This is a genomic window from Syntrophaceae bacterium, from assembly GCA_013177795.1.
Taxonomy (GTDB): Bacteria; Desulfobacterota; Syntrophia; order Syntrophales; family UBA2192; genus UBA2192.
The window spans coordinates 148,362-173,195 of record JABLXY010000002.1 but is presented as its reverse complement, the minus strand read 5'-3'; the positions used below and the strand labels follow the sequence as shown (position 1 = coordinate 173,195).

Sequence of the window (24,834 nt, the reverse complement as noted above, 5' to 3'; positions counted from 1 at the left end):
AGGCTTTGGGCATCAGGCATCGGATTCAGGAAAAACGGATTCTCACAGGGGCCCTTGCGGCGCTGTGCCTCGCCGTCACGCTCTGCGGGTGCGGGTACCGGTTCTCGCCCGGCGGCGAGTGGATCGACAGCGGGATCCGGGCGATCTTCGTGGACAACATCGTCAACTCGACGAGCGAGCCCCTCGTGGAGGTATACGTCCGCAGCGCCTTCGAGGACCGGATCCAGAAGAGCCCCCGGTTCCGCCTGGCCTCCAGCCGCGAGGCGGCCGATGCGGTTCTCAGGGGCACGATCACGTCCCTGTCCGCGACCTACGTCGCGCACGACCGCTTCGACAAGGGGTCGGAGAGCCGTGCGGTCATGGTGCTGAATCTCTCGTTCGAGGAGCGCAGGACGGGCAAGACGCTCTGGAGCGTGGCGAACTTCACGGGCAACGAGAGCTTCCGCGTCGAGCAGGCCAACCCCGGCGCCACGTCGAACAACAGGCAGGCCGCCCTGCAGAAGCTCTCCTCCGACATGGCCGAAAGGGCCTTCCGGAACCTGATGTCGGGATTTTAGGGCCGCTGCGCGCCGGGCCTTGCGGCCTGGAAGCCGGGGGGGACCGGGAATCAGGAGGTGAAAAACGAGAAAGCCTGAAGGATTTCGCCTTCAGGCTTTTGCTTTGTCCGTGTAACGAATGCTGCGCTCTTCTACGCCTTCTTCAGGGCAGCGACCTTGCGCGTCAGGCGGGAAACCTTGCGGGAGGCGTTGTTCTTGTGATAGACGCCCTTGGAGGCGGCCTTCTTGATCACCCGGATGGCGTTCTTGAGGGCCTTTTCGGACCCCTCACCGTCCCCGCTCTCCACCGCTGCCAGCACTTTCTTGATCTCGGTCTTCGTCTGCGACTTCACGGCCGCATTCCGGGCCTTGCGCTTCTTGTTCTGCCGGTCCCTTTTTTCCGCCGAACGATGGGTAGCCAAATGCGTGTCCTCCTTGCGGATGCAATCGGAAAGTTATCTTAATACATAAGTTTGCAGCCCCTGTCAAGCCTAAAAAGGGGCCAGGGTCGAAGGATCAGGGCTCAGGAAAAACAACGGAAGAGGGATCTTCCCCTGTGCCCTGCATCGCGGGGGCCTCACCCGCGGAAACTCTTCCGCGGTGCCCGGCAGCACGGGCATGACCCTGCGGCGGCCCGTCTCCCCGGAGATTCCCCTGCGGGCGCCGAAAGGCCCGGGTCCCGTCCCGCCGAAGTGCCGCTTTGCGCACGGGCCGGTTTCTGGTAGGATCACCGCATCACAGGGGAAGCGGATGCTCCCCGTCGACCGGGGGTGCCATGGCTGCAACGTTTTATGAACATCCGGTCCGAACCCGTCTCTGCACGGCCGCACTCATATGGTCCGAAGACCGGCGGGGGCCCCGGGTGGTGAGGATTTTCTTTCCCGCCGTGCCCGGCATGATCGGCGCGGCATTCCCGGGAGCCGAGAGGAAATCCGCCGGCGCCGTCACGAAACTCGGCGATGAGCTCGCTGCATTCGCGGAGGGACAGCCGGTCTCCTTCGACACGGCCCTTCTCGACATGGGCCGGGTGACGCCCTTCCAGCGGAAGGTGCTGGCGGTACTCGCGGCCATTCCCCGCGGAAAGGTCATGAGCTACGGGGGTGTCGCGGCCAAAACGGGCTCTCCCGGCGGGGCGAGGGCCGCGGGCCGGTGCTGCGCGAAGAACCCCTTTCCCGTCGTCTACCCCTGCCACCGGGTGATCCGGGCGGACGGCTCGCTGGGGGGCTTCCTCGGCGGGCTCGAGCTCAAGAGGGCCCTGCTGGAAATGGAGGGGATCCGTTTCGGCAAGGACGGGAAGGTCCTGCCGGGCCAGATCCTGGGCTGAGGCGCGTCAGGCTACCTTGGCCGCCTTCTGGGCCTTCGGGGCCTTCTGGACGGCCATGTTGTCCCGGTGGATGACCTCGTCGTAGTGCTTGTAGCCGAGGACCTGCTCGATCTTGGAGGACTTGAGGCCCTGGATCTTGTGCAGCTCCTGGGCGCTGTAGTTGACCAGGCCCTTGGCGACGGCCTTCCCGTCGGGGCCGATCACGAGGACCGGGTCTCCCACGGCGAATTCCCCCTCCACCCGCTCGATGCCCGAGGGCAGGAGGCTCTTGCCGTTCTCCACGATGGCCTTCTTGGCGCCTTCGTCGATGAAGAGCTTCCCCCGGGAACGCAGCGTGAAGGCGATCCAGTACTCCCGGCTCGAGAGGCGTTCCGTCATGGGGATGAAGAGGGTCCCCACGTCCTTGCCCGAAAAGATCTCGCCGAGGATCCCCTTCCTCTTCCCCCGGGCGATGATGTAGGGAATCCCGCAGGCCGTGACCTTCCGCGCCGCGAGGACCTTGCTCCGCATCCCGCCCATGCCGGTGGGGTCCGTCTCGGCCGTGGCCATGGATTCGATCTCGTCGGTGATCTCGCGCACCACCCCGATCAGTTTCGCTTTTTTCGCTCCCGGGGTCTTGGGGTTGCGGTCGAAGAGCCCCTCCGTGTTCGTCATGCTGATGACGAGGTCCGCCTCGGTGATGTTGGCCACCATGGCGGCCAGGTGATCGTTGTCGCCGAACTTGATCTCGTCGACGGCGACGGTGTCGTTTTCGTTGATGATGGGGATGACGTGCCACTCCATGAGGGTGGACAGGGTGTTCTTGACGTTGATGAAGCGCTTGCGGTCTGTCAGGTCGTCCATGGTCAGCAGGATCTGGGCCACGTACAGATCGTGCTTGCCGAAGGCCGTGGAGTAGACGCGCATGACCCGGCTCTGCCCGATGGCCGCGCAGGCCTGCTTTTCCGGCATGCTCTTGAGCTTCCCGGTGATGCCCATGCGGTGCTTGCCCGAGGCGATGGCCCCCGAGGTGACGATGACGATCTGGTAGCCCTTCTTGATCAGCCCCGCCATCTCGTCGACGAGCTGCTGGATGATTTCACGGTCGAGGCCGTCGCTGCCCGTGAGGACGCCCGTCCCGATTTTCACGATGACCCGGCGGACGCCGGCGAGGATCTTCTTGCGCTCAATGCTCATGCTTTCCCCATGCACCCTGTTGCAATCTTTTCACAACCGCCGCGATCAGGGCCTCGACCCCCTCGCCCGTAACTGCTGAAATTCCGTAGACTTCTATCCCCTTTTCCCGAAAGAAGTCAATTTCTTTTTTCGCCCGTTCCCGGGTTTCCGGCAGATCCATCTTGCCGATCGCCACGACCTGCGGCTTTTTCGCCAGGGCCGGGTCGTAGAGCTCGAGTTCCCGGTTGATCGTTTCAAAACGGTTCCACCCGCTGACGGGGCCCTCGCCGGAAATATCGAGAAGGTGGATCAGGACGGCCGTCCGCTCCACGTGCCGCAGGAACCGGGTCCCGAGGCCGACGCCCCGGTGGGCCCCCTCGATGAGGCCGGGGATGTCGGCGATCACGAAGGTGCCGAAATTCTTGTACTGCACGACGCCGAGATTCGGGGTGAGCGTTGTGAAGGGGTAGTCGGCGATCTTCGGTTTGGCCGCCGAGACCCGCGAGATGAGGGTCGACTTGCCGGCATTGGGGTACCCGATGACCCCGACATCGGCCAGCAGTTTCAGCTCGAGGCGGATCCAGCGTTCCTCGCCCTTCTCGCCCGGCTGGGCATAGCGGGGCGCCCGGTTCGTCGACGTGGCGAAAAAGGCGTTGCCCCTGCCGCCCCGGCCCCCCCTCGCCACGACGACGCGCTGGCCGTCCTCGACGAGGTCCGCCAGGACCTCGCCCGTTGCGTCATCGGAGACGATCGTCCCGACCGGCACGGGGATCACGACGTCCTCGGAATTGCGCCCCGTGCGGTCGCTGCCCTCGCCGTGGCCCCCGTGGCGCGCCACGTGGTGCTGCTGAAACTTGAGATCCAGCAGGGTCCGGTGGCTTGCCGAGGCCACGACGACCACGTCGCCGCCCTTGCCGCCGTCGCCCCCGTTGGGGCCGCCCCGGGGGACGTACTTCTCCCTCCGGAAGCTCACGCACCCGCGGCCCCCGTCGCCCGCCTTGACATAGATCCTGGCCTCGTCGACGAATTTCAAGAATCTGCCCCTGCGAAGAATCTCTTCCCGGGGATCCCGGCTGCGGGATCCGATGCCAAAAAAAGGCCCTCGATCGATCACCGAGGGCCTGGACAATCTGATACACGCCGGGTTGCGCGGCTCGGAGGGCCGGGAAGGCTAGGACGCGTACACGCTGACCTTCTTGCGGTCCTTCCCTAAGCGCTCGAATTTCACGACGCCGTCGATCTTGGCGAAAATCGTATAATCCTTGCCGATGCCGACGTTGCGTCCCGGGTGGATCTTCGTGCCGAGCTGGCGGACGAGAATGGAGCCGGCGCTGACGGTTTCGCCGCCGAACACCTTGACCCCCCTGCGCTGGGCGTTGCTGTCTCTTCCGTTGCGGCTGCTGCCCTGGCCTTTCTTGTGTGCCATCGTTCCACGCTCCTGAAGCTGATTACAGCGATATTTCCTTGATCCGGACCTCGGTGAGAGGCTGCCGGTGCCCCGTCTTCTTCAGATACCCCTTGCGGCGCTTCTTCTTGAAGATGATGATCTTGGGGCCCTTGCCCTGGCGGACGATCTCGCCGACGACCCTGGCGCCCGCGACGACCGGGGTGCCCACGCGGGTCTGGTCCTCCTTCGAGACCATCAGGACCTCCTCGAACACCACGGTGTCGCCCTTGAGGCCCTCGAGCTTTTCCACCCGCAGGACGTCCCCCTCGGAGACCCTGTGCTGTTTTCCGCCCGTTCTGATCACTGCGTACATGTCCAGTTCCTTGAAGGGAAATAGAAAACAGCAATTATATGGATTCGACCCTGTTTGTCAACAACTTTTATCGGCCGGCGATGCTGGCTTTTTCCGTCCATGAGGTTCGGTGGTTTCTTTCTACCACTTTCCCACGGAATTTGCATGCCTCATCTCTGCGAGATCAGCGAAAGGACTGCCCATCTATGCCCAAGATACCCGTCGAGCAGCTCAGGCCGGGCATGAAGCTGGCCCGGCCCCTGGAGAACGCCTCCGGCATGGTCCTGATGGCCGAGGGGACCGAGCTCACGGAGGCCCGCATCTCGAAGATCGAGAACATGGGCATCGACAGCGTCACCATCGAGGGGCCGTCCCGGCCTGCCCTGCCGAAAGAGGAGCTTCTCGCCGCCCTGGAGGAGCGCTTCCGGAAGGTTGGAAACAACCCCGCGATGGCGGTCATCAAGAAGGCGGTCAAAGAGCACATCGAGGCGATGTATGGCTAGCATGGACCCCAAGGCCCTCCGGAGCCGGGTGGAAAACATCAGCTCCATCCCCACGATCCCCAGCGTGCTGAAGCAGCTGTCGGCGATCATCGAGAACCCCAAGATATCCCTCAATGAAATCAGCCACTTCGTGTCCCAGGACCCCGCGCTGACGACCAAGATCCTCCAGATGGTGAACTCGGCCCTCTACGGGTTCCCGGGCCGGATCTCGTCGGTCAACCACGCCGTCATGCTGCTGGGCCTCAACGTGGTGAAGGGGCTGCTGCTGAGCGTGTCGGTCTTCGAGATCATGCACAAGGCGATGATCGGGCTTCGGGAGCACTCGATCGGGGTCGCCATCGCCTCGAAGGTCCTGGGCCGCAAGAAGGGCCTCAAGGAGCCGGAGGAGGTCTTCGTGGCGGGTCTGCTGCACGACGTGGGCAAGGTCATCCTCACCCTCGCCTGGCCCGAGGAGTACGAGAAGACGGTCAGGGACGCCGAGGAAGCGGGGATCGTCATCTTCGACGCCGAGCGCGGCCGCTTCTCGGAGACCCATGCCGCCGTGGCGGGCTGGCTGGCGGAAAAATGGCACTTCCCCCGGAAGCTCTGCGAGTGCATCGCAAACCACCACCGGCCCCAGGTCTCGACGCTGGCGCCCCTCGAGACGGCCATCGTCCACACGGCCGACGTGATCGTGAAGGCCCGGGGCATCGGGTATTCGGGCGACCGCCTCGTCCCCGAGGTGAACCCCAAGGCCTGGGAGGCCCTGGCCCTGTCGGAAGCGGACCTGAAGGAAATCCTCAAGGAGCTGGAGGATTCCGTCGAGCAGACGGAAGAGGAGTTCAGGGCATAAAAACAACCCGTTTCCTTTAATCGTCCTCTCCCTTGACGGGAGAGGATAGAGGTGAGGGTGACTCTTTTTCGTTCCCCCTCACCCAGCCCTCTCCCTCCGAGGAGGCTGTGTCGCAACAGTCAAGAGGGGACGAGTTGTTTACCCGTTCTTTGACAACAAAATATCCGTAACGTCTATCCGCGCACGGTCTGTCGGGCAGGTTTTGATGGTTCAGGGCCCCAGCGAGCGCCGCGAGCCCCCATGCGCCGGTGCGAAGCAGGCCTGAGGGCCCGGAGCCTCTCGATGAGCCCGTTGACCCCGAGCAGCGGAGACTGTGGCGAGCTTCACATTGAGGCTAACTGGCCAGCACCGAGATCCGGCTCGCGCCCCTCGAGCTCCCCCGCAGCAGGAAGGCATCGACCCGAGGTTGCGCTTGATGCCCGGAAGGGTGCTCCGCCCGCTCTTGCGCCTTCCTCGCATCAGGCCCGCGAGGCGGCCTCCTCGTACTGGGGCTCCAGCCCGAGCTTAACCCCTGTTGGGCAACCGGATGATCTTGCGCCCCCTGCGCGCCTGGGTACAGATTCCATAGTGCCGGCACGCGTGGCAGATGGCCGCGCCGGTGATCACGCAGCGCCGCTGCGTTCCGTGCGTTTTTCCGTCGATTCATACCGGAGCTCGTGACCTTCAGGCAGCTGCCAGCCCGGAGCCATCATACGCAAATGGCTTTGCTGAACGGCTTTTCTCCGGCTCTTTCCTCGCCTGCCGCCGTGAAGGTATCGATCACCGGGATCCTCTGGCGGTCGATCTTCTCGAGCTCCGCTGTGTCGGCATATTGGCATCGGCGCAGGCCGTCCTGCAGGGACTCTCCAGCAGCGCGTTGGCGGCCTCGATCTGCCGGGCGAACTGGTTGACATCATCAGTCTTTCTGACGGCATCGGCCTGCAGTGCAGAAGCCCCTGCTGGTCATCCACCACCAACTGACGCGTTGTAGGCCGCGTGGCTGCCCTGACGCCTTTCATCAGGGCGCCCGGGTCGGTGAGGTTGACGCCGGCGGCTGCCTCGCTGAAGCTCCTGCAGGGCCTCCTGGACCCGGTCCTTGAGCGTGTTCGTCTGGGCAAGGTCCTTCTGCATCGCCACGTACGAGTCCATGTGCCGCCCCCGGCGGTCGATAACCCTGCAGTCCTGCAACAGCTGCTCGATGCGCTGATCCAGATCGGCCAGCTTCTTCTCCCGTACCAGGCCCGGTCAGTGGCTGCGGTAGCGGGAGGCATTGGGCTGATCTGTGCCGTCGACAAACAGCACGTTGCCCGCGATTAGGTCGAGCTTGATGGTGAGCCGGGCGCAGTGCCGGAGCACCCGCTTGAGGGCTGCCTTGTGGTTGCGCTCTAAACTCCGCGATGGTCTTCGTGGTCGGGCCTCAGCCCGCCATATCAGCCAGCCACAAAGGCCAGGTTGTGGTGGCACCCTGTTCGAGCTTGCGGGAACTGCGCGTACCCGCAGGAGTAGCCGTAGACCAGCAGCTTGAGCATCGCGCGGATCGTAGGCGGCGTTGCCGACCTGGCTGGGGTCCACCTCGATGCCCAGCTGCGGCAGATCCAAGGCTCCACGAAGGCATCGTAGGCTCCGTACCGGGTCCTCGGGGACACGTAGTCCCGATGCCGGCGGGCAGCAGCCCTATTGCAGACGGTCGCCGGTTCGGATAGGCCATGAGCGCATCTCCTTTCGCGGAGCACTCTAGCACACCGGGCCGGGGTTGGCGATCCTTCGAGGTGCGTTACGGATATTTTTTTGTCAAAGAACTCAGCCCCTACTCCCTATTGCGACACAGCCTCGAGGGGAGAGGGGGCCTCTGTTCGCGCGACGGATACTCATGAAGACCGTCATCGTCATCTCCCGCGACGTGGCGCTCACGAGCACCGTGGAGAGCCGCATCCGGCACGGCTACCGGGTCATACTCTTCGACCGCGTCCAGTCGGCCATGGGGCTGATCTGCAGCACGAGCCCGCCCGACCTCGTCGTCCTCGACGTGGACCCCAAGGACCTCGTCTCCGTCGGCGCGCTCGGCCAGCTCAAGGAGGACCCCATGTTCCGCAACCTCACGGTGCTGGCCGTGCTGGGCGACGACGACGCCTTCTCGCAGGGGGACTCCCTGCTGTTCGAGGACTACATCTGGCGGCGGGCCCTGGACAGGGAGATCCTGCGGAGAGTCAACCTGTGCATCCTGCGCTCGGAGCGGATCGTGGAGATCAACCCCCTGACGCGGCTCCCCGGCAACATCTCCATCAACCGCGAGATCCAGGAGCGTCTCGACCGGGGGGAGCCCTTCGCGCTTGCCTGGGCGGACCTGGACCAGTTCAAGCCCCTGAACGACAAGTACGGCTTCTCCCGCGGCGACGACATCATCCGCATCACGGGCCGGCTCATTCTCGGCGCGGTGAAGGACAAGCAGCGCGAGCGCAGCTTCGTGGGCCACATCGGGGGCGACGACTTCGTCTACATCATGAGCCCCGAGGCCATCGAGGCCGCGTCGCAGGAGCTGGTGACCACCTTCGACCAGATCATCCCGGGCTTCTACGACGCCGAGGACCGCGAGCGGGGCTGCATCCGCTCGGTGGACCGGCAGGGAAACGAGAGGGCCTTCCCGCTCACGAGCATCTCCATCGGGATCACCGACACGTCCGCGGGGCCCTTCAGCCACTTCGGTGAGATGACGGAGCGGGCCTCGGAGATGAAAAAGTACGCCAAGCAGTTTCCGGGAAGCTGCTTCAAGTGGGACCGCCGGAAGGGCTGACCGCAGGCCGGCAGACAATCCCCGCCCTGCCCCTATTCCGCCCGCCCCCCGTCGCCCTCCAGGATGGTCCGCGTCTTGACGATCCGCAGGCCCCGGACGACCTCGTCGTCCAGGCCGAGGGCGCGGCCGAGGATCTCGGCCGGCCGCGCGGTCTTGCCGTCGGCAAACCGCAGGCCCATCTCCAGGACGCCGGCACCGCGGTCCAGCACAATCCCCTCCACGTAGGGACGCACATCCTTGCGCGAAACCCCCTGCCGTCCCTCGCGCTCCACGATCACGGAAGGCGACGCGAGGAAACGGGCGATGCGCTCCTCCAGGTCCTTCGCGGCGCAGCCGGGGGGCAGGGACACGCGGTAGCGAAACCCCCTGACGAGCTTCGCCACGGCCGCCTCGCCGCCGCCGAGGCGCTCGATCCGCCGGACCTCGAGCCCCCGGGGGAGGGCGGCGTTGATCCGCTCCGCGGCCTTTGAGACGTCGCCGATCCCGCCCTCGAGCTGGATGTCGGCAAGCTCCTCGAGGCTCTCCATCCCCACGGCCGTGGCGAAGGGAAAGGAGATCTTCGGGTGCGGATGGAACCCCTCCGAGTATCGAAGGGCGAGGCCGCTGCGCTTGACGGCGCGGGTCAGGGCCGAGGAGACCTCAAGGTGGGAGAGGAACCGCGACATTCCCGTCTTGGCAAAGACGAGCCGCCAGCGCGAAACCGCAGGCACGCCGGCCGCCGGCGCCGCACCGGCGGCCCCGGGCACCGGGCCGTCGGCGGCCCCTTCGGCCTCCCGGATGGCGACGAGCGTGCCGTCGCAGACCCCGCAGCCCCGGCAGCCCTCGCGGCGGCAGTCCGGGGTCGCCTCGCCCCGGACGGATTTCTCGTACTCGTCGAGCAGGAATTCCCTGTCGAGCCCGGCATCGACCACCTCCCAGGGCAGCGGCTCCGCCGTGCCCCGCCCGCGCAGGTGATCCTCGAGGCGGATGCCCGCTTGCCGGAGGGCCTCCTCCCAGCGCTCGAAGAGGAAACGGTCGCTCCACCCGTCGAACCGGGCGCCGAGCGACCAGGCCTGTTCGACCAGATCCGCGAGCCGCTCGTCGCCCCGCGAGAAGAGCCCCTCCAGGAGGCTCATCCGGGCGTCGTGCCACTTGAAGCTGATGTTGCGGTTCGCCAGGCGGCGCTTGAGAAACCCCTGCGCCGCCAGCGTTTCCTCGAGGCCGATCTGCCGGACCCACTGGAAGGGCGTGTGCGGCTTGGGGACCAGCGTGGAGAGCCCCACGTTGACCTGCCGCCCCCTGCCCTCCTGCATGACGCGGTGGGCCAGGTCGGCGATCCCCTCGAGATCCTCCTCGCGCTCGCCGGGCAGGCCGATCATGAAGTAGAGCTTGATGGACTTCCACCCGCCCGCGAAGACGCGCCGGGCCGTCTCGAGGAGGTCCGCCTCGGTGTTGCCCTTGTTGATGATGTCGCGCAGCCTCTGCGTCCCGGCCTCGGGGGCGATGGTGAAGCTCGTCTTGCGCACCCGGCGGATCTCCTCGATGAGCCTCGGGGTCAGTGTCTCGACGCGAAGCGACGGCAGCCCCAGGGCGACCCGCCGGCCGCTGTAGCGGTTCATCAGCTCGCCCAGCAGCGGCTCGATCCGCGAGTAGTCGCCGGCGCTGAGCGACAGCAGCGAGATCTCGTCGTAGCCCGTCGCCCGGAGGGCCTCCTCGGCCATCGCGAGCAGCGTCGAGGGGTTGCGCTCCCGCACCGGCCGCCACACCATCCCCGCCTGGCAGAACCGGCATCCCCGGGTGCACCCCCGGGCGATCTCGAGGGAGATGCGGTCGTGGATCGTGTTCATGAGGGGGACGACGGGCCGCAGCGGGTGGTGCCACCGGTCGAGATCGGCGACGATGCGCTTGCGCACCCGGCCTCCCCGGAACAGGGCCGGGACATAAAGGCCGTCGAGGGCGCCGAGGCGCTCCAGGACCTCCGCGCGACGCAGCCCCTTCTCCCTGGCCCGCAGGAGGACCTCGGCGATCTCGGAGATCACCTCCTCCCCCTCGCCGATGACGAGGGCATCGAAGAAGGGGGCCATGGGCAGCGGGTTGAACGTGCAGGGCCCCCCGGCGATCACGACCGGGTCCCCCTCGCGCCGGTCCTTCGCGCGCCGGGGCACCCCGCCGAGGTCGAGCATGGTCAGCACGTTCGTGTAGGACAGCTCGTACTGCAGGGAGAAGCCGATGAGGTCGAAGGCCCAAAGCGGCGTGCCGGACTCGAGCGTCGCGAGCGGCAGCCCATGCTCCCGCAGCCTCGCCTCCATGTCCGGCCACGGGGCGTAGACGCGCTCGGCGCAGATGTGCGGGTGGGCGTTCAGGATGGCATAGAGGATCTGCAGGCCCAGGTGGGACATGCCCACCTCGTAGGCGTCCGGGAAGGCCAGGGCGACGCTCAGGCGGCAGGCGGAGCGGTCCTTGTCCGCGGCGTTGGCCTCGCCGCCGATGTAGCGGCTCGGTTTCTCGACGAGGGCCAGAAAGGCCTCGAGCAGATGCCGATTCGGTCCGTTGCAGGACATGTCCACCGTTCGCTCATTCCTCACAATCCGGGTACTTCCACGGGTGCTTCACGATATCCCGGTGCTTCGACAGGACGTACCGCTTGGGGAAATGCTCCTTCGACAGGTAGGGCAGGACGTCCTTCCTGAAGGTGTCGAGAAATTCCTCGAAAAGCGCCTCCCGCTCCCCGGCGGGGACGAAGGTCCGCTCGTTGCGGTACTCGAAGACGATCTCGGGGCCGAAGGCCCGCCGTGTCCTCTCGCAGTCGGCCGCCGCCTCGAAGTACTCCGCAAGCACGGCGACGGGAACCCTGACGACGAGCACGACGCTGGCCGTGTCGGCGGCGATCATCCGGGACCCGTCCCAGATCTCCGCCACCAGCCCGTTGGGCAACCGGATCTCCCCGCGCCGGTTCATATGGTCTTCCCCTCCACGTTTGTTCTTGACCCTGAAAGTGATTTGCCGATATACCCGCCTCGAAGGGCGGCGGGTGGCCACGGCCCGCGTCTTCCATCCGGCACCGAAAGGCAGGCCGAGGGCAACAACTTATGCGCGATCGGGAAATTTTTCAAGTCATGTGTGCGCACCGAACACGGGGGCCCGTCCATGGCTAGCAGACCCCTGTCCCTGCATGACGGGCCCGACAGCCCCTTCGTCCATCTCTGCCAGCCGGACGCCTCGAAGTCCTGCGGCGCCTGCTGCGGGCTCTACAACTACGCCGACTCGGGCCGCGAGGCCCTGGCGGAAAGGCTCAGACGGCGCACGGCGCTCTTTCGCGCCTCCGTCCGCGGCCCCGAAGACCTTGCGCGCTTCGCCGAGACGGTCCGGGCGACGGAGGACGGGGCGAGGCGCTACGAGGTGATCCACTGCTGCGAGTACGTGGGGTTCCTCGACGCGGGGGAGCGCAGGGTGGGCTGCCTGCTGCACCCCATGCAGAACGGCGGGCGGGAGCTCCGGGACGCCTCCTTCTACGGCCGCGAGCTCTGCGACGGCCATTTCTGCCCGAGCTACAGCTACATCGCGCGGGACGAGAAGCTCGCCCTGATCGAGATCCTCGACGACTGGTACCTCTACGGCGTCTGCGTCACCGACATCGACCTCGTGAAGGAGTTCTTCCGGCTCGTGAGCGAGGCCGCGGGCGAGATGCCGCCGCCGGCGCGGTTCCGGGACCCGGGGCTGCGGCAGGAGGCCCGCCGGTTCTTCGGGCTCAAGCTCGCCTGGCCCTTCCGCTCCCCGGCGGCAAACCGCTTCGGGAAGTACAGCTTCGACGGGACGGAATACGCCGTCCACGCGATCGACTACGGGGCCCTGGGCTGCGGGAAATCCCCGTTCGACCGGATATTCCTCAGCCTGCAGTCCGATTTCGCAAGCGCCGGCGACGTGCGGAGGGCCGAGGCGATCGTCCGGGAACGCCTGGATGCCGTGGTGCGCCGGTACCGGGAACTCGCGGATTAGCATTGACATTCCCTTCTCTCTTGGCTAGTGTCAGATTTCGTTGGAGGAGGGGGCATGGAAAAGCTCCGGATGAAAATCCTCTTCTCCCGAGACGAGATCGGCCGGGTCGTCAGGGACATGGCGGAGAGGATTTCGCGGGACTACGAGGGGAAGGACCTCGTGGTGGTCTGCGTCCTCAAGGGCGCCTTCATGTTCATGGCGGACCTCGTGAGGCACCTCAAGACGCCCTGCGTCATCGATTTCGTCCGGCTCGCGAGCTACGGGTCCGGGACGGCCACCTCGGGCAAGGTCCTCGTCACGAAGGACCTCGAGACCCCCATCGCCGGCAAGGACGTCCTCATCGTGGAGGACATCGTCGACACGGGGATCACCCTGGACTTCCTGGTCAGAAAACTCAGGGACCAGAACCCCCGTTCCCTCAGGGTCTGCGCCCTGGTGGACAAGAAGCACCGCCGCAAGATCGATTTCACCGCCGATTACGTGGGCTTCGATCTCGACGAGGGGTTCATCCTCGGCTACGGGATCGACTTCGACGAGAAGGCCCGTTATCTGCCGGACATCTACGTGTTGGAGGAGTGAGCAGGACCGATGATCATCCAGTGCAAACAGTGCGCGACGAAATTTCGGTTCAACGACGAGCTGATGACGGGCGACGGGGTCTGGGTGCGATGCGGCCGATGCGGTCACGAGTTCTTCGAAATCAACACGAAAAGAGAATCCTTCGTTCCCCCGATGGGTCCCGCCCGCACCGCCGGGGAGGAAATGCCGGCTCCCCGGGAGGTCAAGGCGGAGCCGCCCCCGGAAGCGCCCGTCCCAAAGGCGGCCGCCACACCGGAGCCGGCGCCCGCGGCGGCGGCCCGCACCCCGGCCGGCGCTGACGCGATGCCGGACGTGCCGAAGGCCCTGCCGGCGGAGGAAGAGCCGGAAGAGGAAGAGGCGGAGGAGGAAGAGCCGCGCAGGGGCTTCTGGACGCCCTCCCGCATCGTCGTCTACAGCATCCTGGTCCTTCTCGTCGTCACCGGCGTCTACCTGTGGCTCTTCCCCCAGATGGGGCGGGAAGTCTTGAACTACGCCTACCCCGGATCGGGGGACCGGGTGTTCGGGCCCGCCCCGAAGCCGGCCGCCGCCACCGCGCCCGGGGGGATCAACTTTGCCGAGGTCAAGGAGCGCTTCACCAAGAGCACGGCATCGGGGGATCTGCTCGTCATCTCGGGCCTCGCCGTGAACGAGTTCGATCACCCCGTGGCCCGGATCAGGCTCAAGGGCAAAATCCTGGACAACACCGGCAAGGTGCTCGGGGAGATCGAGAGTTATGCGGGCAACCTCCTGACCGACGAGGAGCTCAACCGGCTCACCGACAGGGAGATCCTCGCGGAGCTGCAGAGGCAGGAAGGGAGCGACATGCCGAACTCGAACATCCGCACGCGGGCCAGCATCCCCTTCATGATCGTGTTCGCGAACCCCCCCAAGGAGGTCGATGAATACATCATCGAGCTCTCGGGGGTCGAGCGGAGCGCCGCCTCGAATTGAAAGGCCCCCCTCCCGTCCCCGCACCCTGGACCCTGTGGACATGGACCGGCTGATCACCTTCGAACGAATCCCCATCGAGCCGCCGCTCAAGGCGATCTACCGCAGGCTGGGGTTCCGGAAGGGACGCACCCGGATGCGGCCCGATGAGGCCAGGGCCCTGGACGACCGGATCGGGCAGGCCCGGGCACTCATCACCCTGAAAGGGGCCGCGAGGCGGCTCCCCATCCTCTCCAAGGACGCACGGCGGATCCGGCTTCCCGGCGATTCCATCCTGGAGAGTGCCCAGCTGGCCGCCCTGCTGGCGGACTCGCGGGAAGTCATCCTCCTGGGGGCCACGGCCGGCCCGGCCGTGATCGAGGCCATCCAGCGCGACACGGCGCACGGCAACCTCACGCGCGCCGTCGTCTTCGACGCCACGGCCAGCGAGATGGTCGACGCCGCCCTGGACTGGATGGAGACCTTCTTCGGGCGGGAGCTCAGGCGCGAGGGGCGGCGGCTGACGAAGAGCCGATTTTCCTGCGGCTACGGGGACCTGGCGCTGGAAAACCAGAAACTCTTCCACGAGCTGCTCGAACTCGGGCGTCTCGGCGTCGAGCTGACGGAGCATTACGTTCTCGTGCCCGAGAAGTCCGTCACGGCCGTGGCGGGGGTCGAGACGATCGGCTGAGGGAGCGGACATGGCGAAGGGACAGCGGAAATTTCTCGACATCCTGGAGAGGCGGCCCCTGATCCTCGACGGGGCCACGGGCACGGAGCTTCAGAAGCGGGGGATGCCCCCAGGGGTCTCGCCGGAGCTGTGGTGCCTCGAAAACCCCGGGGTGATCGCGGGCGTACACCGCGACTACGCCCGGGCGGGCTCCGACGCGGTCTACACCTGCACCTTCGGGGCGAACCGCCTCAAGCTCGGCCAGTACGGCGAGCACGACGTCCCGGCCGTGAACCGCAGCCTCGCGCTCGCCGCACGGGAGGCCGTGAGGGGCAAGGCGCTGGTCCTAGGCGACATCGGCCCCACGGGCCGCTTCATCCAGCCCTTCGGGGATCTCGACTTCGAGGAGGCCGTCTCGGTCTTCAAGGAACAGGTCCGGGGGCTGCTCGAGGGCGGCGTCGACGGCTTCGTCATCGAGACGATGATGGACATCCAGGAGGCCCGCGCCGCGCTGATCGCCGTGCAGGAGACCTGCGACCTCTTCACGATGGTCACCATGACCTTCGAGCGCGACGGCCGGACGCTCAACGGGACGGACCCCCTGACGGCGCTCGTCACCCTGCAGGCCCTCGGCGCCGGGGCCGTGGGGTGCAACTGCTCCACGGGTCCCGACGACATGGCGCGCTTCATCGCGGCGATGCGCCCGTACGCGAAGGTGCCGCTGATCGCAAAGCCCAATGCCGGGCTGCCCCGCTCATCGGGCGGTCTCACCGTCTACGACATGGACGGCGCCGAGTTCGCCCGGCGCGCGGGGGCCCTCGTCGGCGCGGGCGCGGCAATCCTGGGCGGCTGCTGCGGGACGACGCCGACGCACGTGGCGGCCCTGAGAAAGGCCGTGTCCCGGAAGAAAGCGCCCCTCCCCCTGCGCAAGTCGCTCGCCGCCCTCAGCTCGGCCCGCAGGACGGTCGTCCTCGATCCGGGGAGGCCGCTTGTCGTCATCGGCGAGGGCATCAACCCGACGGGGAAGAAGGCCCTCCAGGAGGAGCTCCGGGAGGGCAAAACGGCGCTCGTGCGCCAGATGGCCCGCGACCAGGAGGCGGCCGGCGCCGACCTGCTGGACGTCAACGTCGGGGTCCCCGGCATCGACCAGGAAGCGGCCATGCGAGACGTCGTGCTGATGTTGGCGGCCGCGACGGAGCTGCCCCTCGTCATCGACTCGGCCAAGCCGGAGCCCATCGAGAGGGCCCTGCGCGTCTACCCGGGCCGGGCGCTCATCAACTCCATCTCGGGGGAGACGGAAAAGCTCAGGAGGCTCCTGCCCGTGGCGGCGAAGTACGGGGCCATGTTCATCCTGCTGCCGCTGACCGACAGGGGCATCCCCGAGACGGCCGAGGGGCGCGCCGACGTGGTGCGCGCCGTCGCGCGCGAGGCGCGCAGGCACGGCTTCACGCGCGATGACGTCCTCGTGGACGGCGTCGTCATGACGGCCGCCTCGAACCCGGACGCCCCCCGGGAGACGCTGCGCACCGTCCGCTGGGCGTCGGAGTCCTTCGGGACCCGCACGGTGGTGGGTCTCTCGAATGTCTCCTTCGGCCTGCCGGAGCGCCGGTGGGTGAACGCGGCCTTCCTGGCCATGGCCTCCGCGTCGGGCCTCACGGCGGCCATCGCCAACCCCGCGAGCGAAGAGCTCATGTTCGTCAAGAAGGCGGCCGACGTCCTCGGCGGCCGGGACCGCGACGCGGCGGGCTGGATCGCCCACTGCGCCGGGAGGGGCGCGGCGGCGAGATGCGCGCCCGCTGAGCCCCTGCCGCCCGGGCAGAGGCTCCGGGACGCGATCCTGGAGGGGAACCGGGAGGCCGTGGGCGGCCTCGTGACCGATTGCCTCAAGGCGGGGATGGACGCGGCGGCGCTCGCCCGGGAAATCATGATCCCGGCCATCGTCGAGGTGGGCGAGCGGTTCGGCCGCAAGGAGTACTTCCTGCCGCAGCTCATCGCGAGCGGCGAGACGATGAAGATCGGCATGGAGGCCCTCGAGCCCTTCCTGCGGGAGGCCTCACGGGAGGCGGCCGGCCGGGGGACGGTCCTCATCGCCACGGTCAAGGGCGACATCCACGACATCGGCAAGAACATCGTCGCCCTCATGCTGCGCAACCACGGCTACCGGGTCGTCGACCTGGGCAAGGACGTGGCCTCCGAGCGGATCGTCCGGGAGATCGAAAGGCACCGGCCGCACGTGGTGGGCCTCTCGGCCCTCATGACGACCACCATGACCCGGATGCAGGAGGTCATCGAGCTGGCCCGAAGGCAGGGCCAGCAGTGTCCCTTCCTCGTCGGCGGCGCCGTGGTGACCCGGGCCTACGCCGACTCGATCGGTGCCGCGTACGCCCGCGACGGGGTCGAGGCGGTGCGCGTCGTCGAGGGGCTGATCCGCTGAACACCTGGCGGAAAAGAAGTGAAGGTTCCCTTCCGTCCCCTTTTGGAACCGTGTCGTCATCCCGATCCTGTCATTCCGCACAAGCGCAGCGCGATGCGGAATCCAGGATTGTCAATACGTTCCGGACGCCCGCTCCCCGCCTTCGCGAGGACAGGCTTCGTGGGCATGACCCCTGGAATTTGCAAAGGGGAGCTGGGGGACTGGAAGACTTTTGCGATAAGCCTCAGATTGGTGTATAGTGTCCGCCGCGTTTGGGAACGCGATCGAACCCGGGCGCAGAAGGCGTCAAGCACAGGAGCATTCGATGGACCACGCCGCGATGAAGGAGAGACTCGCCAGGGTCATCTTGGAGAAGTCTTTCAAATACAGCGACAATCCTCCCTTCACCCTGGCCTCGGGGAGGAAGAGCAACTATTACTTCAACTGCAAGCCCACGACCCTCGACCCGGAGGGGATGAACCTCATCGGGCATCTCCTCTTCGACATGATCGGGGACCTCGACGTGACGGCGGCAGGCGGGCTTACGCTGGGGGCCGACCCGATGGCCAATGCGCTGTCGGTCATCTCCTTCCAGCGCGGCAGGCCCGTCAAGTCCTTCATCGTGCGCAAGGAAACCAAGGACCACGGGACGAAGAGCCGGATCGAGGGGAACGTCAAGGCGGGGGAGAGCGTCGTCATCCTCGACGACGTCATCACCACCGGCGGCTCCACGCTTGCGGCCATTGCGGCCGCCCGCGAGGCGGGGCTCAACGTCAGGCGGGTCATCGCCCTCATCGACCGCGAGGAGGGCGGCAGGGAAAACATCGAAAAAGAGGTCAGCGATGTCAGGGCCGTGCTGACGAGGACGGAAGTCATGGCCTACTACAGCGGCAAGGCAGGTTGACCTCTTGAGAAGAATCCGACTGCTCTCCTGGCTGTCCCTTGCAGCCATTGTTGCGTTTGCGAACGGCGACGCGGCGGGCGCCGCCGAGCGCATCCCCATCACGACGTTCACCTCGTCGGCCCTCGAAAACGGCGTTCCCCCGGGGTGGAACCTCGAACTGCGCCACGGCAGGCCGAACATCCGCATCGAGAGGCTGGATCTGGCGGGCCTCCATCCTGCCCGCAAGCGCGGTTCCTTCGGGCCGGGCGAGGCGGAGGCCTCCTCCCGGCAGGGGCAGTACTGCCTGCACCTGGCAAGCGACGGGGAGTCCTCCTTCGGGATCAGCCGCCAGATGAAGGTCAACCCGAAGGAGTTCCCGTACCTGAACTGGAAGTGGGCCGCCGTCCGCCTGCCGGACGGGGCGGACATCCGCAGGCGGGCCACCGACGACCAGGCCGCCCAGGTCTACGTGGTCTTCACGCCCACGGGGATCCCCCACGCCCTCACGGCGCCCCTGCTGGGATACATCTGGGACACGGAGTGCCCGAAGGGGACGACCGCCACAAGCCCCCACCCGCTCGCCGGGCGCGTCCGCTACGTCGTGCTGCGGAACAAGACCGACAGGCTCGGCCAGTGGGTCACGGAGAAGCGCAACATCTACGAGGACTACCGCAGGCTCTTCAAGGACATCAACGGCGGCGAGCCCCCCGAGGTGGTCGGCGTCACGTTCTTCATCAACGCCCACAACACGAAGACCCAGGCCGAGAGCCTGTTCTGCGACGCCTACTTCTCGAAAAACTAGGCGCCAGGCACCAGGCTCAGCATTGAAGGCGAAAACGGGTCGGCCCCTTCCGTTCAATCCCGTCACGCGTCACCCGCCTGCCGTCTGATTCTGTTCACCAGCATGTGCGCGCGGCGGATGGGCTCCGGGATGCGGTAGCGCCGCGCACAGCGCAGGACGATCTCCACGGCCCCCTCGAGGCTCACCCGGTGCCCCTGGGAGACGAAGACCGGCTTCACGCGGTCCCTCGTCCGCAGGACGGCTCCGATGACCCTTCCGTCGTGCACGAGCGGCGAAGACTGCCCCCGCATCGGGCCCGGCTCCCCGTGCGAGCCGATGAGCCGTGTCTTGGCGCAGCCGACGGCCGGCACGTCCAGGATCAGCCCCAGGTGGGCCGCCAGCCCGAATCCCCGGGGGTGGGCGATTCCCTGCCCGTCGAAGAGGACTGCATCGGGCCGGTTCCGCAGCCGGCCGAAGGCCCGCAGCAGGGCAGGCCCCTCGCGGAAGGAGAGCAGGCCCGGGATGTAGGGAAACGGCGTGCGGCCGCAGTACACGGCCTCCTCCACGACCTCCAGGCTCTCGGCGTCCAGGAGCACGACAGCCGCAAAGACCCGGTCGTCACCCCTCGCGCAGGAGACGTCGGCCCCGGCGACGAGGCGGATATCCCCGGAAATCCCGTCTTCCAGGATGAGCCGTTCACGCAGCTCGGCCTGCATGGCCACCGCCGCCTTGTAATCGACGTTCCAGGGGTGCAGTTGGCGAAATTTCAAAGCTCAGTCCAGATTGCAAGGAAAGCCAAACTCGAAGGAGTTCCTCGAGGCTGGTCAAAAGGGTGCAGATGCAAGGCGCCCTGAAAAGATGGAAGTTAGGAAGCTATGAAGTTATGAAGCTCGGAGAAGCGGAAACGGTGAGAGTGGCTTTGAGCCTTCCCAAGCTTCAAAACTTCTCAACTTCCCAACTTCAACAATTCTCTATTGCGGATGCCGCCGGTCACCGCCCTTACAACTGGAAGGTCATGTCGCAGCAGGCCCCCAGTATCCCCACCTGGCGGTTTGCGTCCCGGACGATGCGCCGGCAGTGCTCCACCACCTTGTCCATCGCCCGGTCGGTGCGGTCCTGGTTGATGTGGAACAGGGCGAACTGCCTGGCCCCGGCATCCATCGCCAGGCTCAGGGCGTCGAGGTAGGAGGAGTGCCCCCAGCCGCGGTGCCGCTCGTACTCCTCTCCGGTGAACTCGGCGTCGTGCACGAGCAGGTCGGCGCCGGCGCAGAATTGCACGTATTTCTCGTAGGGCAGGCCGCCGGGGTGCGGATGGCCCAGCTCGTGGTCCGTCATGAAGACGAAACGCCTGCCGCCCTCGACGAAGGCATACCCCTTGCCCCCGCCGGGGTGGCTGACGTCGATGGGGCAGATGGTGACCGAGTCGATCTCAAACGCCTCGGGACACCCCTCGGTGTACTCTATGCGCGCCTTCAGGTCCCCGTAGTTGACCGGGAAGTTGGGCGGGGACATCATCCGGCCCAGCATGGCCCGGACGAACTCCTCCGCGAAGGGGCAGCCGTGGATGCGCAGGCGGGTCTTCCCGGAGTACAGGGGCCGGAAGAAGGGGAAGCCGATCACATGGTCCCAGTGGGCATGGGTGAAGATGAGATCGTACTCCGTCAGCCCCTCGGCCAGGAGCGACTTGCCCAGCCTCCGGATCCCCGTGCCGGCGTCGACGACGATGACGCGGCCGTTCTTCGTCCGGATCTCGATGCAGGTGGTGTCGCCGCCGTAGCGGACGTACTCCTGGCCGCAGACGGGAATGGATCCCCGGGCACCCCAGATTTTGATGACCATGCGCGGCACTCCGTGTGGCGGAAACGTCAGGACTCCGTGAGATGCGGCCTCAGGAGTTCCCTGGCCCGGTCGATGTCTCGGCCGATCTGCCTGACCAGCTCCTGGGGGCTTTCGAACTTCATCTCGTCCCGGATCCGCTCGATGAAGAAGACCTCGATCGGTTTCCCGTACAGCTCCTCCCGCGGAAAATCCAGCAGGTGCACCTCCACGGTCAGCCGGTTGTCGCCGAAGGTGGGGCTGTAGCCGATGTTCAAGACACCGGGGTGCCGCCTGCCCTCGAGCATGGCCGTGACGGCGTACACCCCCTGGGCCGGTATGAGCTCCTTCTCCGAGGCGATGTTCGCCGTCGGGACACCGATGTCGGAGCCCCTCCTGTAGCCCTTCACGACGGAGCCGCTCAAATTGTACGGCCTGCCCAGGAGCTGCCTGGCGCGGCGCACGTCCCCTTCCAGCAGGGCGTTCCGGATGCTGGTGCTGCTCACGAGGACGCCCTCGACCTGCACGCCCTCGATGGCCTCCACGTCGAACCCCAGCCTCTGGCCCATGGCCCGCAGGAACGCCTCGTTGCCCGTCTTTCGGTTTCCGAAGGCCGTGTCGTGGCCGATGACGAGTTTGACGAGGTGGAGCCGGTCCCAGAGAATGCTTTGGACGAAGCGCTCGGCGCTGGTCTTTGCGAACTCCGGGGTGAACTCGATGAGGATGACCGCGTCGATGCCCAGGCCTTCGATGAGCCTGAGCTTCTCCTCGAGCGTCGTGAGGAGGTAGAAGGGGCGGCGCTCGGGGTGCAGGACCTTCTGGGGATGGGGCTCAAAGGTCAGCACGACGCCGCTGCACTTCCTTTCGGCGGCCTCTGCAACGACCCTCCGCAGGAGCCCCTGGTGCGCGAGATGGATCCCGTCGAAGTTGCCGATCGTCACGACGGAGCACTCGTATTTTGCGGGGATCTTCTCCAGGCCCCTGATGACATCCATGAACGCGTCCGCCTCTCCCAAGCGTGATTCCGGGCATGCCCCGAGGGCGCGCCAGATGCGTACCATATCACGTAGGCCTCTTATATCAAGCCTGTTTTTGCTTGACAAGATTTCGGGGATCATTATAGATTTAGGCCTCTTTCAGGCGTGCCGAAGTGGCGGAATTGGTAGACGCGCTAGGTTCAGGGTCTAGTGGGCGTAGGCCTGTCCGGGTTCAAATCCCGGCTTCGGCACCATGAAAACATATGGCGCAATCCGGATCGGGTTGCGCCATTTTTGTTCATGATTTCAATCTTCTAGTGATACAGCCCCAGAAATTCGTCCACCGAAAGCCCGGCAACGGAGATTAGATGGCGGATGAGTCCCTGCTTGATCGGCTTCCCCTTGTGAACGGGAATAGAATATAAGAACTGCCCGGCTTTGACAGGATCACATGGCTGCCCGTCGTCCTCTCAATCCGCCAGCCAGCCCTCTCGAATGCCTTGACGACTCTCTGGGGTCTGAGGTTGTTGAGCCCGCTCATAATGCTTTCCTGGCCTTCTTTTTGCCGGAAAGCACTGCAAGACATCCCTCAATGGCATCCTTGATCATTCCGAGGGCCTCTTCCACCGTGTCTCCCTGGGACACGCAGCCGGGGATGTCAGCGGCCTCGACCCAATAACCGCCGTCTTCGGTATCGGCATGAAGCACGACGGGATATTTCTTTTTGCCCACTTTGACCTCGTATGCCCTTTTCTTCGACAACGTTAGCACCTGGCCCTTGAGTTCCTCGATGATGCTCCCCACCGCCACCGTCAAGACGGCCTGTCCCTGGTTGAGGGTGTCTATGACCTCCCTGTCGTTCTTGGTGAGAACGAAAATGGAGCTCCCGTCCGTCAGGAATTTCAGATCGGCAAGAGGTTTCTTGATATCGGGCATGTGCTTCTTGAGATAACTGACCGCTTTTCTCATCTTCTGCACGCTGATGCCCTGGTCCTTCAGAGTCTTGGCAACTTTCAACTGAACGAGATCCCCGAAGGAGTACAGCCGGGCACTTCCATACCCGGCGGCCTCACTGATGGAAGGCTTGATGAAGTGCGAGCTGTCCCAGTAACTGATCTGCCTGACCGTCAGGCCCGTGACCGCTGCCGCCGTTGCGGTGTTGTAGTTCATGATGCTTTCCCTCTTTTGCCTTAAAAATACATCTGTGTATTTATAAATTCATATTAGATATTAGTCAAGCATTATCGGGAAGCAAGAAAAATGGGGACTGTCCCCATTTTTCAGAACTTGAAGTTCCCGAAGTTGGACTCCTTGATGGGCTGCAGCATCGCCACCTCGAACCCCAGGGCCAGGGCGTCGCGGCAGTCCTTGAGCGGCAGCGTCCCGTCGTTGAAGAGCCGCGCCTCCATGTAGAAGGGGTGCGCCTCGCGGTTGTACTTGTCGATCATCCCCTGCTGGAACTTCCTGGCCGCCTCCTCGTCCATCTCCTGGCCGCGCTTCTTGCGGTTAGCGCGCTCGAGGCTCGTGAGGATGAAGCCCGCCGTCTCGCCGGACATGACGGAGGTCCGCGCGCGCATGGTGGCGAAGATGAAGAGCGGGTCGAAGGTGCGGCCGCTCATGCCGAAGTTGGCCGCGCCGTGGTCGGGCCCGATGACCCACTGGATCCGCGGCACCTCCGTGCAGGCCACGGCCCGGACCATGCCGGAGCCGTACTTGCCGATGCCGGCGTACTCCTCGGCCGTCCCCACCATGTAGCCCGGCGAGTTCTGGATGTAGAGCAGGGGGATCTTCATCGTGGAGCAGCGGATGACCCACTCGATGGCCTTGCGGGCCGAGTCGACGAAGATGACGCCGTTGTTGTTGCTGGCGATGACCCCCACGGGGATCCCCTTGAGGTGGATCTTCCCGCAGACGACATTGTCACCCCGGCCGATGCTGTAATGCCGCTTGTACTCGCTGAAGTAGCTGTCGTCGGCGATGCAGGCGATGACCTCGCGGACGTTGATGCCCCGGGACACCTCCTTCGGCAGGACCGAGTAGAGGTGATCGGCGGGCACCCGCGGCTCGACGGTCTTGCGGCGCTCGCAGTGCAGGGTCTGCTTCGGGTCGAAGGCCAGGAGCTCCCGGAGCTTCTCGATGCCCTCGTCCTGGGAGCGCACGAAGTGGTCGGCCCCGCCGGAGATGTGGGTGTGGACCCGCGCGCCCCCGAGGTCCTCCATGCTCACCGTCTCGCCGATGGCGGATTTCACCATGGGGGGACCGCCCAGGAAGGAGTAGGACATCTTGTCGATCATGATGGACTCGCAGGCGAGGTAGACGATGTAGGCCCCGCCCGCCGTGTTGCCGCCCGTGCTCAGCGTGTACTGCTTGAGCCCCTTGGCCGACATGCGGCACATGTTGTAGAAGAAGTGGCCGAACTGGTTGCGGCCCGGGAAGATCCGGTCCTGCAGCGGCAGGTAGGCGCCCGCCGAGTCGGCGATGTAGACGAAGTTCAGGCCGCAGCGCTCGGCGATCTCCTGGGCCCGCAGGTGCTTCTTGCAGCTGATGGGGTAGTAGGCCCCGGCGCTCACGCGGCTGTCGTTGGCGAGGATCATGACCCAGTTGCCGTGGATCTTGCCGATGCCCGTGACGAGCCCCGCGCAGGGGACGTCCATCACGCCCTCGTAGCCGATCCCGAAGCCCGCCCCGCGGCTCAGCTCGAAAAACTCCGTCCCCGGGTCGATGAGCTGCCGGATGAGCTGGCGCGGCGGCTTCTTGCCCTGCTGGGCCAGCCGGTCGTTCTGGGCCTGCCCGCCCGGGTTGTAGGCCCGCTCCCACAGCTCGTAGATCTTCTGCTCCTCCGCCAGCCAGTGCTCGCGGTTCTCCCGGTGTTCCTGCTCCCTTTTCTGCTGGCGGCTCGACTGCTTCCCGGACGTCTCCGTCATACCCCGACCTCCTTTTTTGCCCCTGCCGCGG

Annotated in this window: 25 protein-coding genes and 1 tRNA gene; 13 read left to right on the top strand and 13 right to left on the bottom strand. The window is 65.8% G+C overall.

The window, feature by feature from the left end:
* Positions 1-5: 5 nt before the first annotated feature.
* Positions 6-557 (top strand): hypothetical protein, encoded by a 552-nt coding sequence (locus tag HPY67_05675; GenBank protein ID NPV04206.1) that lies wholly within the window; start codon positions 6-8, stop codon positions 555-557.
* Between the two features lie 131 nt (positions 558-688).
* On the opposite strand, the gene rpsT is transcribed toward HPY67_05675, so the two are convergent.
* Entirely contained in the window at positions 689-958 is a 270-nt protein-coding gene (gene rpsT / locus HPY67_05670; protein ID NPV04205.1) for a 30S ribosomal protein S20, read from the bottom strand.
* Positions 959-1,311: 353 nt separating this feature from the next.
* On the opposite strand from rpsT, the gene HPY67_05665 reads away from it, so the two are divergent.
* Positions 1,312-1,860 carry a methylated-DNA--[protein]-cysteine S-methyltransferase gene (locus HPY67_05665; protein NPV04204.1) on the top strand — a complete coding sequence of 183 codons (549 nt, stop codon included), beginning with the start codon at positions 1,312-1,314 and terminating at the stop codon, positions 1,858-1,860.
* A 6-nt stretch (positions 1,861-1,866) separates the two neighbouring features.
* On the opposite strand, the gene proB is transcribed toward HPY67_05665, so the two are convergent.
* From proB to rplU, 4 genes are all read right to left on the bottom strand, one after another.
* Positions 1,867-3,036 (bottom strand): glutamate 5-kinase, encoded by a 1,170-nt coding sequence (gene proB / locus HPY67_05660; protein ID NPV04203.1) that lies wholly within the window; start codon positions 3,034-3,036, stop codon positions 1,867-1,869.
* A complete protein-coding gene (gene obgE, locus HPY67_05655; protein NPV04202.1) occupies positions 3,026-4,048 on the bottom strand; it encodes a GTPase ObgE in 1,023 nt (340 codons plus the stop codon). The genes proB and obgE overlap by 11 nt, the downstream gene beginning before the upstream one ends.
* 138 nt (positions 4,049-4,186) lie before the next feature.
* A complete protein-coding gene (rpmA, locus tag HPY67_05650) occupies positions 4,187-4,441 on the bottom strand; it encodes a 50S ribosomal protein L27 (GenBank protein NPV04201.1) in 255 nt (84 codons plus the stop codon).
* A gap of 22 nt (positions 4,442-4,463) precedes the next feature.
* Positions 4,464-4,775, bottom strand: a complete 312-nt coding sequence (gene rplU / locus HPY67_05645) for a 50S ribosomal protein L21 (protein NPV04200.1) — start codon at positions 4,773-4,775, stop codon at positions 4,464-4,466.
* Between the two features lie 185 nt (positions 4,776-4,960).
* Here rplU and HPY67_05640 point away from each other — a divergent pair, with 185 nt between their 5' ends.
* From HPY67_05640 to HPY67_05630, 3 genes are all read left to right on the top strand, one after another.
* The gene (locus tag HPY67_05640) at positions 4,961-5,257 is read left to right on the top strand and encodes a hypothetical protein (protein NPV04199.1); all 297 of its coding nucleotides are present in this window, start codon (positions 4,961-4,963) and stop codon (positions 5,255-5,257) included.
* On the top strand, positions 5,250-6,089 hold the full coding sequence (locus HPY67_05635) for an HDOD domain-containing protein (protein NPV04198.1): 840 nt from the start codon (positions 5,250-5,252) through the stop codon (positions 6,087-6,089). Before HPY67_05640 ends, HPY67_05635 begins: the two co-directional genes overlap by 8 nt.
* A gap of 1,849 nt (positions 6,090-7,938) precedes the next feature.
* Positions 7,939-8,859, top strand: coding sequence for a diguanylate cyclase (locus HPY67_05630; GenBank protein NPV04197.1), 921 nt, complete (start codon positions 7,939-7,941; stop codon positions 8,857-8,859).
* Between the two features lie 32 nt (positions 8,860-8,891).
* On the opposite strand, the gene HPY67_05625 is transcribed toward HPY67_05630, so the two are convergent.
* Together HPY67_05625 and HPY67_05620 are read right to left on the bottom strand one after the other, a co-directional pair.
* Entirely contained in the window at positions 8,892-11,399 is a 2,508-nt protein-coding gene (locus HPY67_05625; GenBank protein NPV04196.1) for a DUF2344 domain-containing protein, read from the bottom strand.
* Positions 11,400-11,412: 13 nt separating this feature from the next.
* Positions 11,413-11,796 (bottom strand): hypothetical protein, encoded by a 384-nt coding sequence (locus tag HPY67_05620; GenBank protein ID NPV04195.1) that lies wholly within the window; start codon positions 11,794-11,796, stop codon positions 11,413-11,415.
* Positions 11,797-11,985: 189 nt separating this feature from the next.
* On the opposite strand from HPY67_05620, the gene HPY67_05615 reads away from it, so the two are divergent.
* The 7 genes from HPY67_05615 (at position 11,986) to HPY67_05585 (ending at position 19,108) form a co-directional block, all read left to right on the top strand.
* Positions 11,986-12,834 (top strand): hypothetical protein, encoded by an 849-nt coding sequence (locus HPY67_05615; GenBank protein ID NPV04194.1) that lies wholly within the window; start codon positions 11,986-11,988, stop codon positions 12,832-12,834.
* A gap of 54 nt (positions 12,835-12,888) precedes the next feature.
* Positions 12,889-13,413 carry a hypoxanthine phosphoribosyltransferase gene (gene hpt, locus HPY67_05610; GenBank protein NPV04193.1) on the top strand — a complete coding sequence of 175 codons (525 nt, stop codon included), beginning with the start codon at positions 12,889-12,891 and terminating at the stop codon, positions 13,411-13,413.
* 9 nt (positions 13,414-13,422) lie between these two features.
* Entirely contained in the window at positions 13,423-14,364 is a 942-nt protein-coding gene (locus HPY67_05605) for a DUF3426 domain-containing protein (protein ID NPV04192.1), read from the top strand.
* A gap of 40 nt (positions 14,365-14,404) precedes the next feature.
* On the top strand, positions 14,405-15,031 hold the full coding sequence (locus tag HPY67_05600; GenBank protein NPV04191.1) for a methionine synthase: 627 nt from the start codon (positions 14,405-14,407) through the stop codon (positions 15,029-15,031).
* A gap of 10 nt (positions 15,032-15,041) precedes the next feature.
* Positions 15,042-17,444 (top strand): dihydropteroate synthase, encoded by a 2,403-nt coding sequence (locus HPY67_05595; protein ID NPV04190.1) that lies wholly within the window; start codon positions 15,042-15,044, stop codon positions 17,442-17,444.
* Between the two features lie 304 nt (positions 17,445-17,748).
* Positions 17,749-18,327 (top strand): orotate phosphoribosyltransferase, encoded by a 579-nt coding sequence (gene pyrE, locus HPY67_05590; GenBank protein NPV04189.1) that lies wholly within the window; start codon positions 17,749-17,751, stop codon positions 18,325-18,327.
* A 4-nt stretch (positions 18,328-18,331) separates the two neighbouring features.
* Positions 18,332-19,108 (top strand): DUF3047 domain-containing protein, encoded by a 777-nt coding sequence (locus HPY67_05585; protein ID NPV04188.1) that lies wholly within the window; start codon positions 18,332-18,334, stop codon positions 19,106-19,108.
* A gap of 62 nt (positions 19,109-19,170) precedes the next feature.
* Here the strand turns inward: HPY67_05585 and nfi are convergent, their stop codons facing one another.
* The 3 genes from nfi to HPY67_05570 all read right to left on the bottom strand — a co-directional run bounded on the left by nfi (position 19,171) and on the right by HPY67_05570 (position 21,897).
* Positions 19,171-19,857, bottom strand: a complete 687-nt coding sequence (gene nfi / locus HPY67_05580) for a deoxyribonuclease V (GenBank protein ID NPV04187.1) — start codon at positions 19,855-19,857, stop codon at positions 19,171-19,173.
* A 229-nt stretch (positions 19,858-20,086) separates the two neighbouring features.
* Positions 20,087-20,926 carry an MBL fold metallo-hydrolase gene (locus HPY67_05575; GenBank protein ID NPV04186.1) on the bottom strand — a complete coding sequence of 280 codons (840 nt, stop codon included), beginning with the start codon at positions 20,924-20,926 and terminating at the stop codon, positions 20,087-20,089.
* Positions 20,927-20,952: 26 nt separating this feature from the next.
* Positions 20,953-21,897, bottom strand: coding sequence for a bifunctional riboflavin kinase/FAD synthetase (locus tag HPY67_05570; protein NPV04185.1), 945 nt, complete (start codon positions 21,895-21,897; stop codon positions 20,953-20,955).
* Positions 21,898-22,046: 149 nt separating this feature from the next.
* Between HPY67_05570 and HPY67_05565 the strand changes: the two genes are divergently transcribed.
* A tRNA-Leu gene (locus HPY67_05565) sits at positions 22,047-22,133 on the top strand.
* A 110-nt stretch (positions 22,134-22,243) separates the two neighbouring features.
* On the opposite strand, the gene HPY67_05560 is transcribed toward HPY67_05565, so the two are convergent.
* The 3 genes from HPY67_05560 to HPY67_05550 form a co-directional block, all read right to left on the bottom strand.
* Positions 22,244-22,420, bottom strand: a complete 177-nt coding sequence (locus tag HPY67_05560; protein ID NPV04184.1) for a type II toxin-antitoxin system HicA family toxin — start codon at positions 22,418-22,420, stop codon at positions 22,244-22,246.
* On the bottom strand, positions 22,417-23,049 hold the full coding sequence (locus tag HPY67_05555; protein ID NPV04183.1) for a MerR family transcriptional regulator: 633 nt from the start codon (positions 23,047-23,049) through the stop codon (positions 22,417-22,419). Before HPY67_05555 ends, HPY67_05560 begins: the two co-directional genes overlap by 4 nt.
* A gap of 110 nt (positions 23,050-23,159) precedes the next feature.
* Positions 23,160-24,803, bottom strand: a complete 1,644-nt coding sequence (locus HPY67_05550) for a propionyl-CoA carboxylase (protein ID NPV04182.1) — start codon at positions 24,801-24,803, stop codon at positions 23,160-23,162.
* Positions 24,804-24,834 lie beyond the last annotated feature (31 nt).